Source organism: Collinsella sp. AF08-23 (assembly GCF_003479805.1).
Taxonomy (GTDB): domain Bacteria; phylum Actinomycetota; class Coriobacteriia; order Coriobacteriales; family Coriobacteriaceae; genus Collinsella.
In genome coordinates, this window is record NZ_QUHV01000007.1 from 991 (window position 1) to 13,344 (window position 12,354).

At 56.7% G+C, this 12,354-nt stretch carries 14 protein-coding genes and 1 pseudogene; 6 read left to right on the top strand and 9 right to left on the bottom strand.

The window, feature by feature from the left end:
* The 4 genes and pseudogenes from DWV48_RS09380 to DWV48_RS09390 form a co-directional block, all read right to left on the bottom strand.
* Positions 1 to 183: helix-turn-helix domain-containing protein (locus DWV48_RS09380; protein WP_233546164.1), on the bottom strand; the 183-nt coding region annotated here is incomplete at its 3' end.
* Positions 184 to 216: 33 nt separating this feature from the next.
* The gene (locus tag DWV48_RS09180) at positions 217 to 390 is read right to left on the bottom strand and encodes a hypothetical protein (RefSeq protein ID WP_158574823.1); all 174 of its coding nucleotides are present in this window, start codon (positions 388 to 390) and stop codon (positions 217 to 219) included.
* A 55-nt stretch (positions 391 to 445) separates the two neighbouring features.
* Positions 446 to 841: a phosphotransferase gene (locus DWV48_RS09510; protein ID WP_369834831.1), complete on the bottom strand. Its 396-nt coding sequence runs from the start codon at positions 839 to 841 to the stop codon at positions 446 to 448.
* 721 nt (positions 842 to 1,562) lie between these two features.
* Positions 1,563 to 2,168, bottom strand: a pseudogene (locus tag DWV48_RS09390) (NTP transferase domain-containing protein); the annotation flags it as partial.
* A gap of 57 nt (positions 2,169 to 2,225) precedes the next feature.
* Here DWV48_RS09390 and DWV48_RS05075 point away from each other — a divergent pair.
* Both DWV48_RS05075 and DWV48_RS05080 read left to right on the top strand, forming a co-directional pair.
* Positions 2,226 to 3,437, top strand: coding sequence for a lipopolysaccharide biosynthesis protein (locus DWV48_RS05075; RefSeq protein ID WP_118653755.1), 1,212 nt, complete (start codon positions 2,226 to 2,228; stop codon positions 3,435 to 3,437).
* 9 nt (positions 3,438 to 3,446) lie between these two features.
* A complete protein-coding gene (locus DWV48_RS05080; RefSeq protein ID WP_118653756.1) occupies positions 3,447 to 4,295 on the top strand; it encodes a phosphorylcholine transferase LicD in 849 nt (282 codons plus the stop codon).
* A 397-nt stretch (positions 4,296 to 4,692) separates the two neighbouring features.
* Here the strand turns inward: DWV48_RS05080 and DWV48_RS05085 are convergent, their stop codons facing one another.
* Together DWV48_RS05085 and DWV48_RS05090 are read right to left on the bottom strand one after the other, a co-directional pair.
* A complete protein-coding gene (locus DWV48_RS05085) occupies positions 4,693 to 5,055 on the bottom strand; it encodes a DUF2304 domain-containing protein (RefSeq protein ID WP_158574824.1) in 363 nt (120 codons plus the stop codon).
* Position 5,056: 1 nt separating this feature from the next.
* Positions 5,057 to 5,743 carry a glycosyltransferase family 2 protein gene (locus tag DWV48_RS05090; protein WP_118653831.1) on the bottom strand — a complete coding sequence of 229 codons (687 nt, stop codon included), beginning with the start codon at positions 5,741 to 5,743 and terminating at the stop codon, positions 5,057 to 5,059.
* Positions 5,744 to 5,936: 193 nt separating this feature from the next.
* On the opposite strand from DWV48_RS05090, the gene DWV48_RS05095 reads away from it, so the two are divergent.
* Positions 5,937 to 7,142, top strand: coding sequence for a glycosyltransferase family 4 protein (locus tag DWV48_RS05095; RefSeq protein ID WP_158574825.1), 1,206 nt, complete (start codon positions 5,937 to 5,939; stop codon positions 7,140 to 7,142).
* Here the strand turns inward: DWV48_RS05095 and DWV48_RS09185 are convergent.
* On the bottom strand, positions 7,137 to 7,346 hold the full coding sequence (locus DWV48_RS09185) for a hypothetical protein (protein WP_158574826.1): 210 nt from the start codon (positions 7,344 to 7,346) through the stop codon (positions 7,137 to 7,139). The two genes, DWV48_RS05095 and DWV48_RS09185, sit on opposite strands and share 6 nt — an antisense overlap.
* Here DWV48_RS09185 and DWV48_RS05100 point away from each other — a divergent pair.
* The 3 genes from DWV48_RS05100 to DWV48_RS05110 all read left to right on the top strand — a co-directional run bounded on the left by DWV48_RS05100 (position 7,261) and on the right by DWV48_RS05110 (position 11,516).
* A complete protein-coding gene (locus DWV48_RS05100) occupies positions 7,261 to 9,396 on the top strand; it encodes a DUF6541 family protein (protein ID WP_369834832.1) in 2,136 nt (711 codons plus the stop codon). The two genes, DWV48_RS09185 and DWV48_RS05100, sit on opposite strands and share 86 nt — an antisense overlap.
* 94 nt (positions 9,397 to 9,490) lie before the next feature.
* Entirely contained in the window at positions 9,491 to 10,549 is a 1,059-nt protein-coding gene (locus DWV48_RS05105; protein ID WP_255413659.1) for an acyltransferase, read from the top strand.
* Between the two features lie 7 nt (positions 10,550 to 10,556).
* Positions 10,557 to 11,516 carry a glycosyltransferase gene (locus DWV48_RS05110; RefSeq protein ID WP_118653761.1) on the top strand — a complete coding sequence of 320 codons (960 nt, stop codon included), beginning with the start codon at positions 10,557 to 10,559 and terminating at the stop codon, positions 11,514 to 11,516.
* 59 nt (positions 11,517 to 11,575) lie between these two features.
* On the opposite strand, the gene DWV48_RS05115 is transcribed toward DWV48_RS05110, so the two are convergent.
* Complete coding sequence (locus tag DWV48_RS05115) at positions 11,576 to 11,758, bottom strand: hypothetical protein (RefSeq protein WP_118653762.1); 183 nt, start codon at positions 11,756 to 11,758, stop codon at positions 11,576 to 11,578.
* Positions 11,759 to 11,863: 105 nt separating this feature from the next.
* The gene (locus DWV48_RS09090) at positions 11,864 to 12,163 is read right to left on the bottom strand and encodes a hypothetical protein (RefSeq protein ID WP_147352844.1); all 300 of its coding nucleotides are present in this window, start codon (positions 12,161 to 12,163) and stop codon (positions 11,864 to 11,866) included.
* Positions 12,164 to 12,354: the final 191 nt, after the last annotated feature.

Consider the following 12,354-nt stretch of genomic DNA (forward strand, 5'->3'; position numbering starts at 1 on the left):
GCGGTTGTCGGCGGCGGCGGTGGAGCCGCAGGCGTGGACGCGCTGGATCCAGCGGTCGAGCGTCGACTTGCCGAGGTCGTACTCGCGCATCACCTCCGCGCGGGGCTTTCCGGAGTCCACCAGGGCGACTATCTGCCGCCTGAACTCCTCGGTGAACTGCCTGGGGTGCTTGGGGTCCCGCATGGGGCCTCCTTTCCTCGAAGGGCCCTCAGACTCTCATCCGACTGTCCAATTTAGTATAGCCACATCAGACATGGCCTCGGCGCAGCTGGCCAGCGCGACCGACCTCGCCTCGGACTCGAACGCCCCGAAGCCGCCGGGCCCCTCCCTCAGCATGTCCAGGAACGCGGCCTCGAACGCCGCCACGGCGGCAGGTGCGGTAAGATTCATCTCGGGTCTCCTCTTCCTCGAATCTCGACAATCCGAAGGTAAGGGAGGCCCGCCCTCATTTCAAACCAACAATAACTTTATGCCGTCCTTCGAGGGCGGCGTCGACTTCCTGTTCGCCGAGCTCGCAGCAGACGCAGAAGGTTCCGAAGTCGTTTGCGTAGTCGCTCATGCCCGCGTACTCCCAGTCGATGAGGTAGTACTTGCCCGATGCGTCGATGAGAAAGTTGAGCATGAAGAAATCGTTGTGACAAAGACAGGCGGGGGGCGTTGTCTGCCCGGATGAAAGCTTCGAGTCGATCGACCTTTGCCGCCATCTCGTGGTATCCGGGGATATCGATCGGGCCCTTTTCGAGTAGTAGACGCTTGTATCGCTTGGCCTCATCGTAGAAGTCGAAAGTGCGCTCCACGGCCACATCGCTGTCGTGCAGGGCCCGTGCCATCTGCATGGCATGGGCTACTTGCGCGCAATTGCGGGGATCGAGCTGCGAGCAGTCGGGGATGAAGCGGCTGATCTTCCAGCCGCGGGTGGGGTCTTCGTAGATGAAGGTATCATCAAGGCCGAGTTTCTTGGCGACGGTTTGCGCGGCGGCCTCGCCTTCGCGACCGATGAGGAGCTCCGTTCCCACGCCTGGATGACGGTACACGTATTCACCGGCATCGGTTCTAAAGTGGCAGGACAGGTTGGTGAGACCCTGCTTGAGTGGGTACACGTCGCGTATTTCTGCCTTCGTGCAGCCAAGAACCTGCACGATGCTGTCGAAGATGTCAGTATCGACGTTCTCTATGAAGTGGGGGTCGAACGCGCGCAGCTCGTCAAGGGAGTCGAATTCGTTGATGGCGTCTGTGGGGTATCTGCGCATGGTCATGGAGAATTCTTTGATATGGTCGATATAGAGCTCCTCCCACAGTTTGTCTTTTGTTGCAGGTCGATTGTATTCGGCTTCGAGGATTTCGACGAAACGCTTCGAGAATGCGCGATCGAAATAGACGTGGCCCAGCATATACCATGCATTCGATCCGCCGATTGAGACGGATTTGATGACGTCTTGGGCACCGGTGGTCATGCACCACTCCTTCGTGGCCCCTTCGGCGAACTGAGCGGAATAATATGCTGCGTAAACGTAGGGCTTGAAGGGGTTGATGATGAAGTAGTCATCGCTTGAGCAAATATAGGTGTTGCCGAGGCGCTCGCGGACTTTCATCAGGGAAGCATGGTTGTTACGCGATGCGTATTCGTCGTTGATGACGGTCGAGACGCCGTACTTGCTTTCAAGGTAGAAGAAGTATTCCTTTTTATATCCCACGACGATGGTAATGTTGTTGATGCCCGCTTCGCGCAGTTGCTTGATCTGGCGCTCGATGAGGATCTCACCCCGAACGCGAAGCAAGCCTTTTGGCTTCTCGTAGGAGATTGGAGCGAAGCGGCTTGAGAGCCCCGCTGCCATAATAATGGCGTTATCAACTTTGAAGGGATGGAGGGCTTCGAACCCCGCAGGGGTCACCGTGCCATCCTTCGTCAGGCCTTCGTCTTCGAGTTCCTTCACGATGCGGTTGACGGTTCCTAGCGAGGCGCCCGTCGCTTGGGCGATGGCACGCTGACTGGGATTTTCTGCAGTTCTTAGGACGTTTAGAACTTCGAATTGCTTCTTTGATATATTCATCGATGCCTCTTCGTGGTCATTGGTGTCCCGCTGCCTTATGGTGTTCGTTTTAGTACAACAAACGAATGAAACTGAACACTTCACAGGGCTGTTCCAAGATGTAGCCGCAAGGTGCATGTTCAACGCGTTTGTTTGGGGGATGGCTTGGGTTCCGAGCTTTCTGTAAAAGCCAATATGGCCTGGAACTCCATCGGTTCGCTCTTCTATTCGGGCTGTCAGTGGCTCACGACGGTCCTGATCGTGCGCCTTACAACGGGATATGACGCGGCCGGCGTGCTGGCGCTCGCCATGGCCGTCTCGAACGTCTTTGCCCCCGTGGCTCTCTATAAGATTCGCTCGTATCAGGTTTCCGACATCCATGAGAAGACTTCCAGCGGAGAATACGTCGGTTTTCGCATTGTAACCATCGGGTTGGCAGCGCTGCTTACCATAGGCTATATGGTTGCCACCTGTCCTGCGAACGCCTATCTCGCCATCTGCCTGTATAGCGCGTTCAGATTCATCGATTTGTTCATCGATGTCCTTCACGGAATCGACCAGCAACATGCGCGTATGGACTACTGCGGTAAATCGATGCTTGCCCGCAGTATACTGTTCACCCTGTCGTTTGCGCTCGCGTTGTATTTCACCAACAACCTTGAAATCGCTATCGCCGCCATGATCGTCTCGACGCTCCCCGTCATGTCCTACGATCTTCGCCGCGCGGGAAGCCTATCGTCGGTGGTTCCCGTGTTCTCCGGGAACGGTGTGCGGCGCCTGCTCGTCGAATGCTTCCCCGCGGTGCTTGGTACTGTCGCTTGCTCACTGGTCGTGACCGTGGCCAGGCAATACCTCGGCATGACGGAGGGGGAGTCGGCCCTTGGCATCTACGCTACGGTGTGCACGCCCATCGTGCTGATCCAGGCATGCTCTTCCTATGTCTACGCCCCGCTTCTGGGCATTTTTGCCTCCAAGCTTGATCGAGGGGATTTGACGGGCTTCGTAAAGCTTCTGGTACGGGTGTTCTGCTCGTTTGCAGTTATCTTTATTGGCGGGGGTATCCTTTTTCTTCTGTTCGGTGACGCATTTTTGCGACTGGTCTTCGGTAGCGCAATCGCCGAATACGGATTCTTGATGTATGCGGGTTTGGCGAGCTCTGCCTTCGCGGCATGCATCGCGTTCGTGACGGACCTTTTGATTGCGATGAGGGATATGAGGGGGACGCTCATCGCCAATCTTGCAGGGTGCGCCATCTCGCTGCCTGCCTCGGTTGTGCTCGTAGATGCATGTGGAATGAACGGTGTGAGCTATTCCATCGCGTTTGCATACTGCGTCGCCGTCATACTCTCTTGCTGGCGGATCGCGCACGGTCTTCGCGAGCTGCGTCAACGTACGGTCGATGCATAAGGAGTAAGTGTGAATAAGGATGAAGCGCTGAAGAAGCTACAGCTCAACGAGCTTGAAATTCTCAAAACAATCGCCGCACTCTGCGATGAGCACGGTATCGCCTGGTTCATCGATGCGGGAACGCTACTGGGGGCCGCTCGGCATCAGGGCTTTATCCCGTGGGACGACGACATCGACATCGCGATGCTCCGATCTGATTTCGATCGCTTCATCGAGGTCGCACGGGGCCATCTTCCCGATGGGTACTCGCTTCATACGTTCGGCAACACCCCCGGTTTCGCGGGGATGTTTGCGAAGGTCTACCGCGATGGTACCGTGTTCGCGACAAGGGAGACCCAGGAGGCGGGCTGCGACCAGGGTATCTTCGTCGATATCTTTCCCTATGACTTTCTTGAGCCGGATGAGCGCATTGAGGCGAAGCAGCGTCGCACGGCGAAACTATGGCAGTCCGCTTCGTACCTTTGGCATTCGAAGACCATTGTCGTTCCGCATGGAGGGGGGTTAGGTCGCATCGAGGCAGTGGGCTGTCGCGCGGTTCATTACCTTGTAAAGGGCATCTTCTCTCGTGAGGGCATCAAGCGGCGATTCGATCGTGCCATCGTGAGGAGGGAGTTGCATCCAGACGATGTCGTGCTGGAGTTGGCATGGCCCAATGTTCAAGGGTATCGGGTGGGGGATTTACTTCCCGTCTCAACTCTTTCGTTTGAGGGGATTGATCTTCCGGTTCCGCGAGAATGGGAGCGCTATCTCGTTCAGATGTACGGTGATTGGAAAAAGCTGCCCGAACTTGAGAACCGTCGCACGCATCTCCCGCTGCTGCTGCGATTCCCGGATGGGACCAGCTGGTCGAGCGAGTAGCGGTTTTTCTTTGCTTTTCAGAGTCCGCTCGTCGGTCTGAGTTACATCGGGGTTCGACGCTTCCAGGCGTCGTGCCCCTGTTGCCATTGAGGGGGCGAGCCGGCATGACGAGTGGAGTGTCGTGATTCTTGCTCCATCCGAGTCAGCCATCACCTACGGTCTAGACTTTTGCCAGGCCTGTGAGCACCGTTTTTCCCGTGATGCCTGCGTTTAGCGCCGAAGGGGGCCGCGACCTCCACGTCGGCGACAAGTTGATTCGATCGACGGACGGGGCTTCGTCGTCTAGGCAAAGGCCGGGCGAGGACTGCCAAAGCTAGGAGGCGATTGCGATGATCCTACGCTCCCGTTTTGATAGCTGGGATCTTGTTCTGGCTGCTGCTCGGTTGGGTCATTACCGTCACTTGGTCTTCTTCCAGGATGCCTGGTGCTCGCTATCATGCTCCCGCAGCGCAATCTCCTGCGTGAGTGCCGTTACCTTGCGGCGCAGCCTAATGAGGTCGCTCTGCAGCCTGAAGTCTCTGATGAGTAGCAGGGCGATCATCGCGAGAAAGATGAAGTTCGATGGCGACTGGAACCCAAGCATGTTGGAGAAGAAGAATGCGATCTCGGGGAAGGCGGCGAGCACGACCAGACTGGAGCTCAAGACGAACCAATACAGTGCGTCAGCGGTCTCGAATGCCGATTTCTTGATCTGCTTCGCTACGAATAACAGGACAACGACGGCGTTTGCAAAAAGGAAGATTCTGAGGGCGAGAGACATGCTACCTCCTAAACCAGAGTGAGAGCAGGATGCTGGAGCAGGCGACGGACATATAGCTGATCGATTTGGACAGGGTGAGATAGCTCTCACCGGCATGTCTGTCACGCATGGAAACCTGGCGCTCGACCACGTCCATACCGCAGCGCTTGATAAGGAACGCAAGCGTATCGGGCTCGGGCGATAGGTCGTCGCGGCTGGCGAACAGCTCGATTACCGAGCGGTTGTAGATACGCATGCCCGAAGTGGGGTCCTTGATGAGCTTTCCGGTGGTAAGGCGTATGAGCGCAGAAATAAGGTTCGATCCCAGCATCCTGAGCGAGGCGGGCTTGTTCTGTGTGACGAATCGTGAGCCGATAACGACGTCGGCGCCCGTCTGCTCCATATCGCGGACGAGGTTCTCGATATAGACAGGGATGTGCTGGCCGTCCGCATCGAACTGGATCGCATGGTCGTAGCCGTGGCGGTGGGCGTATTTCATTCCCGTCTGGAAAGCGCCGGTTAGGCCGAGGTTTGCGGGAAGGTCAATGATGTCGTATCCGCGCGCGCGACACAGTTCGGAGGTCCGGTCGCGCGACCCGTCGTTGATGATCACGTAATCGTATTGGGGCGCTTGTTCACGAAGCTCTTCGACCGTGGCTATTATCGATTCCTCTTCGTTGTATGCGGGGATGATGACGAGCGTTGACATTCCTAATGCAATCCTTTTTTTAATATTCCGTAAAGCGCAGTATTATATGATACGGCAGAATGTCGATGTGCGGGTGTACCATATGCAAAAGCGCAGAAGCGTGCATCTCTTTATTCGCGAATCGTTTCAATTCACCGGAAATGGGGTCTCTTTGTCGGCTTTCTGCATATTCTCTGCACTGTATGCACCAAGCATGGGTGGTGTTGAGCGCTTTACGCAAAGTCTTGCGATGGAGCTTGCGCACAGGGGGCATCGGGTCGTCATCGTGACGAACGATACGGGCGACCTGGGCCCCCATGAGCTCATCGACGTGCGGGGCGTTGCTGCGGCCGATGGCCGTGAGGCTCTCGACGGAGCGCCGCCGGATGGTCGCACGGGCCATATTGAGGTATTTCGCTTCCCCTGTATGTCGCTTCTAGGTGGCCGTTATCCCGTCCCCATCAAGAATGCTTGCTTCAGGTCCATCGTCTCTGCACTCGATTCGATGGCGTTCGACGGCGTTCTCGTGAATACGCGATTTTACATCCACTCCCTTCTCGGTACCGCATTTGCGCGTCGTCGCGGTCTTCGCCCCATTGTCCTCGATCATGGCTCGGCCTACCTCACTTTGGGGAGCAGCTTTGCCGATGCCGTGATAGCGCGTTACGAGGATGCTGTTACGGCACTGCTCAAGCGTCAAGGTGTCGATTTTTACGGTATCTCTCGTAAGAGCTGCGATTGGCTGCGTCATTTCGGTATCGAGGCTAGGGGTATCATCAGCAACTCGATCGACGCGGATGCGTACCGTGCCCAGGCGTCCTCGCGCGACTTTCGTTCCGATTTCGCCATTCCGCGCGAATCCATGATGGCGGCGTTCACGGGGCGCCTGATACCCGAGAAAGGCATCTTCGTCTTGCTCGAGGCCTTCAAGCTTCTTCAGGACTACGCCGGTGTTTCAAAGGACGGCGACGACGGAATTCCTCATCTGGTCGTTGCCGGCGATGGCCCGCTGCGCTCGGAGGTGGAGGGGTGCGGGTTGGACAACGTTCACCTTGCCGGCCGTCTTGATAGCGGCGACATCGCTGCGCTTCTGCTCCAGTCCGACGTATTCTGTCTGCCGACCCGCTCTGAGGGTTTTTCAACCTCGCTACTCGAGGCATCGGCTTGTGGAACCCCGAGCGTAGTTACGGATGTGGGGGGTGCGTTTGAGGTGATACCCGACGAATCCTGCGGCCATATCCTCAGGAAAGCCGATGCGGCCGAGCTCGCCGAGACGCTTCGGGGCATGTCCGGCGCACGCTCCGAGCTCGCTTTGATGGGGGAGCGCACGTACGCTCATGTTCGCGTCTCCTGCTCATGGGCCTCGACAGCCGATCAGCTGCTCGCGGCGTTCCGGGCTTGCGAGCCTCCTGTTCTATAATTCTGCAACTTGTTCGTTTCGTTCTTCGTCTGTGTATCGTCTGTGTATGGTGATGGGTTTGTCCTGGTTCGCATTTTTTATGCTCGTTGCTTTCGATATCGCGGTGCTGCTGATCCCGATGCTGTCTTTGCGATCCTTCGGGTTTTCGACCCCGGTATCCATCGGTGTCGCCCCCTTGGTTTCCATCACGGTCCTGTGTGCCATTGGCATCTTCTACGATGTTCTCGGTGCTCGCGTTTCTGCCACCGTGATGGTTGCGTCACTTGCGGTGGTTTGCGCCGTTGCCGGTCTGGTTGCCGTCGCCTTTCGCTGTGTCCGCTCGCGCAAGGGGCCCGTAGCGACTACGGCGGCGCAGTCCCTTTCGGGGACCCATTTCGCGTCTGAAGGGTCTCAAGTCGACGCTCCCTGCGAATATAGCACGCTGCCACGCGCATACACTGTCTCGCGCTGTCTGTCCGCTGGCCTTGGCGGCCGCCTGCGCTCGTCTCTCACGAGTTCGCGCGTCGACCGCTGGGGAGCTCACTTGTCGGAATTACCGCTCTACGTCGTTATCGGCTTCCTGGTATCGACGGTCATCTTCGTCGTGCCGCTCGATGGCCCAGAATCCTTCGTTCAGTATTCCGATAATCTCGCGCACATGGGCCGTATCGAGACGATGGCTGTAGACGGGCAGTATTCCATTCTCAATACGGGATACTATCCGCTCGATCTCCCGATAGAGTCGTGTCCCACGCCGGATAACCGAGGTTTCTATCCCGCCGCGTTCACGCTTTTCGCCGCTTTGGGCGTCGATTTGTTCGATTATTCCGTCACCGCTGCTGAGAACGCGTCGCTCCTCGCCTTCATGGCGTTCGTATATCCTGTGGGATCGTATCTGCTGCATTCGGTATTGTTCCGGCAAAGGCGGGGCATCATTCTTGCAGGTGCGTTCACGTCAATGATGTTCGTAGCCTTTCCGTTTGGCTTGCTGCTCTACGGTCCACTCTATCCGAACATGGCTTCGATGTGTTGCGCCCCCCAGGTCGCGTTTCTGTTCATCTCGACCTGGTCCCCGGCAAGACCGGTTGGGCAACGGTTACTGTATGCCTTCCATTTCGTAGTCGCATCCATCGCTTTGGCCGCATTGCAGCCCAATACGGTCTTTTTGCTTGCGGTCTTCCTCGCTCCGTTCTGCTGCCACGCTCTCTTTGGGTTCGCCTCGCGCGCGGTCAAGGGCGGCGCGTTCGCATCTAAGGGGGCCGGTGTTGCCGCGGCCCTCGCCTTCGCCCTTTTCACCGTTGCCATTTGGATCGTCTGCTTCAAGCTGCCTGCGTTCGAATCGGTCGTCACCTTCAACTGGGAGAGTCTGTATTCTGTCCCGTACGGAATTTGGACTCTGCTGAGCCTCGCATTGCGCCGCGACCTGCCCCAGTATCTGGCCGCTGCGCTCGTCGCAGTAGGATTCCTGCTCGCTTTCAGGCGGGACGACCGTTGGTTAGCCGTGAGTTATGCCATCATGGGCGCAATCTACGTTGTGGGAATCACCATGGAAGGTCCGCTCAAGCAGTTGCTTGCCGGTTTTTGGTATACGGACCCCCATCGCACGGCGGCGTCGGTCGCCTTGCTGGCGGTTCCGTTGGCCTCGTTGGGGCTGGGTTCGCTGACCGATGCACTCTATCGTGCTCTTCCCGAAAGGGTTAAGGCACCTCGCGCCGCGCGTTTCAGCGTGGCGATCCTGTTCGGCGTTGCCGTATCATATGCGAACGTCATGTTTCCGAATTTCGGCTATCCCCAGGGAGCGTTCCATGAGGCGTATGCGGAGCTGACCGCTGAGAACAAGCAGACGAAAAACAAGCTGCTGACGTTTGATGAGAGCGCGTTTCTCAAGCGTGTTGCCGAGGTCACCGGCGATGACATTGTCTTCAACAACCCCTTCGATGGTTCGGTTTTCGGCTACTCCCTTTATGACGTCAACGTCTACTATAAATCGTTCATGCTGGACGATGAATCGAGCGACTCGATTGTGCTTCATAGCAAAATTCACCAGTACGGATCGAACTCTTGCGTCCAGGAAGCGGTAGCGCGCACTGGTGCGCGCTATGTCCTTGTGATGGGCACCTCGAACTTCAAACCGTTCCAGGAGCATACGTTGTGGTCTCCCTATACCCTATATCCCTTCGTGCATTGGACCACCTTCGATAAAATTGATCCGTCGGATCCGCATTTCAAGCTCGTGCTCGATGATGGGGAGAACAAGCTGTACGAGCTGATGTGATGATACGCGCGGGACAATCGCCTCGACGATCGCCCCGCCGAGTTATTGGGACGCCTCGAGTCTGGAGAGCATGATGGCGCGTCGAACAATCTATATGGATGTGCTGAGCATCTTATCCTGTATGGCGGTGGTCTATCTCCATTGCTCAACCGTTGTCTTTTTGAACGAGGGCAACCTTCTGTGGTTCCTGTCCGTTATCGTCCAGTCGCTGTTCAGTTTTGCCGTTCCTGTCTTCTTCATGATGAGCGGTGCGAATCTGCTCAGCTATCGCGAGAAGTACGACACGAAGACATTTTTGAAAAAGCGTCTGAAGCGTGTGGTCGTTCCACTGGTGGGGTTCAGCTTGCTCTATTACGTGCTTTCCTGCTGCGCGCCGGGCGCATTCGGCCTTTCGGCTCGCGAGCCAAGTGTCTCGGACTTCGTAAGTGAGCTGCTGATGAATCAGATCTGCGATATCTATTGGTTCATCTATTCGATTATAGGGCTCTATCTAGTGACCCCGCTGTTATCCTACGCCGCGCGGGATAAGCAGCTCCTCCGCTATCTGCTCACGCTCAGCTTCGTCTCGACAGCCGTCATTCCGTTGATCAACCGGTTCGCGCCGACGCATACGTTGCTGAGTCTCTTTGCCATTCCGTATCTTACAGGACCCATCTTCTTCTATCTACTTGGGTATTACGTCCAACATCATGTCGAGATCGATAGGAGGGCACGTGGCGTCTCGGCTCTCGTCATCGTTGGGTCGCTTGCCATCATGGTCGGCATGACCTTGAAGACCAATATCGGCCATACGGTTGCTTCGGGCGAATTTGCAGACTTTGACAACTTCTACCTGAATATCCAGCACGTGTTCTGCGCCTGCTATTCCTGCGCGGTCTTCGGGCTGCTGAAGGGCGCCGAGCCGTGGTTCCAGAAACGCGGTGTATTCCGCAGCGCAGGCTTTCGCTTGCTTTCCTCCGTCACGCTGTACGTATACCTGATCCATATGCTCGTCATCAACATGCTTGATGTCTATGTGCCCCATAGCGTTATATGGGATCTTGGCGTCAGGCCCCCGGTCGTCGTCCTGGTCTCTGTGATGTTCGGGCTTCTTCTGGTCGCTGTTAAGAGTGTCGCCAACGGGCTTTGTGCCCGTTTTGAACGCAATGGTTAGGTGAAAGATGAAAAAGCCACGCGTATCAGTTCTTGTGCCCATCTATAATGTCGAACGTTATTTGCCGAAATGCCTCGATAGTCTTGAAGCGCAGACGCTGAAGGATATCGAATTCATCTGCATAAACGATGGGTCGACCGATTCTTCACTCGAGATTGCTCAGCGGTATGCCGCACGCGACGACCGATTCCAGATTATAGACAAAAGGAACTCGGGCTATGGGGCGTCGATGAACTGTGGAATGCGCGCCGCGCGCGGCCAGTACATCGGTATCGTCGAGTCGGATGACTTCGTCTCTCCCGATGCATTCGAGGAGCTCGTCGCGCGCTCTCGGTTCGGGATGCTCGATATTGTGAAGGCTGATTACTTTGAATATGACGGTGCTGATGTCCGTTCGTTCCCGTTTGCATCGTTTCCACACGGATGCGTCATTGATCCCCGCCGCTATCCCCAGATTCTGCGGACGGTGCCCTCGATCTGGGCGGCAATCTACAAGCGCTCGATGCTCGAGGAGAACGGCATCAGCTTTATCGAGACGCCGGGGGCATCGTTTCAGGACACCTCGTTTACGCTGCGCTCCTGGATGGCCGCACGGCGTGTGCGCCTTGTCGATGCAGCGTATCTACACTACCGCGTTGACCGTGTCGAATCCTCGGTGAAGTCGGACAACAAGGTGTTCGAGGTTTGCGGTGAATTCGCGTGCGCTCTGGAGTTCTGTCGTGCCGATCCCGCTCGATCTGCTGCCTTCCTCTGTGACCTCTTTGGACAGCAGTTCAGTACATATCGGTGGAATTACGACCGTATTTTCGCAGCGCACCATCTAGAATTTGCCGAGCGTTGGGCCGATGAGTTCCGAATCCCCTTTGAAAACGGGGAGCTCGATGAATCTAGATTCGAGCCTGGTGACTGGGCTCTTATGCTCGAGCTGTTGCGTGATCCTGCTGCCTTTGCGGTTTCACGCGGATGACATCGCGATCCGCGTGAAAGGGGATGCGGGCGGGTCGATCGGCCCGCCCGCTCTTTGCTTTAGCGGCAGGGCTCCTTGATCGCGCCCAGCCAAACGTCGGTTGGGTTGAGGATCGCCTCTGGTACGACGGGATGGTTGCGCTGCTCATTGCTGGTTGCCACTATGGCGGTGACATCGATCTCGAGCTCCCTGTCTTCGATGGGATGATCCGGATAACGGCAGGTTTCCGCCAGATAGCGCATCGTGTTCGGATAATGTGCATAACTCGCTGCGCATGCGTAAGATCCTGGGATGCCCAAGATGCTCGCGATGAGTGCGGAATGACGTTTGCACGAGAGGTAGATATCTCAGCTTGTGAGCGCAGGCTTCGATAGGCCCGTCTCGCCGTCCGTGATTTCGATACGATCCGTCAGCGTGTCGTCTGCCGCTATCTGGTCGAGAAGTCCGTGGTGATAGCGATGTCCTTCATGGCGCAGTTTGATGCAGGGTGCGAGTTGGATGTGGTGGTCGGCGTCTGCACAGCATGGGTCGGTGAGAGCCGCGGGGTAGTGCCCGCGCGTGGATTCGATGCGGAGCGCGACGAAGTCGATCGCGATGAGGCGGCCACCTTCTCGTCCGTCCTTTTCTCGCCGGGATGCTGTTTGCATGCGGTCGGAGCGAAACTGCTACAGCCCGTTGCTCGCGTAGGCTAGATTGTAACAGGGCTCGACCTTATCCATGTAGACCCTGCGTTGTTTTAGTGTCTCGATGGGTAGGAGGCCACGCAGCGAAAGGTTTCGCATCCCGTGTTGACGACTTTGAGTTTCCGTGCGAATTTCGACTCACCGAGGTCCTCGCT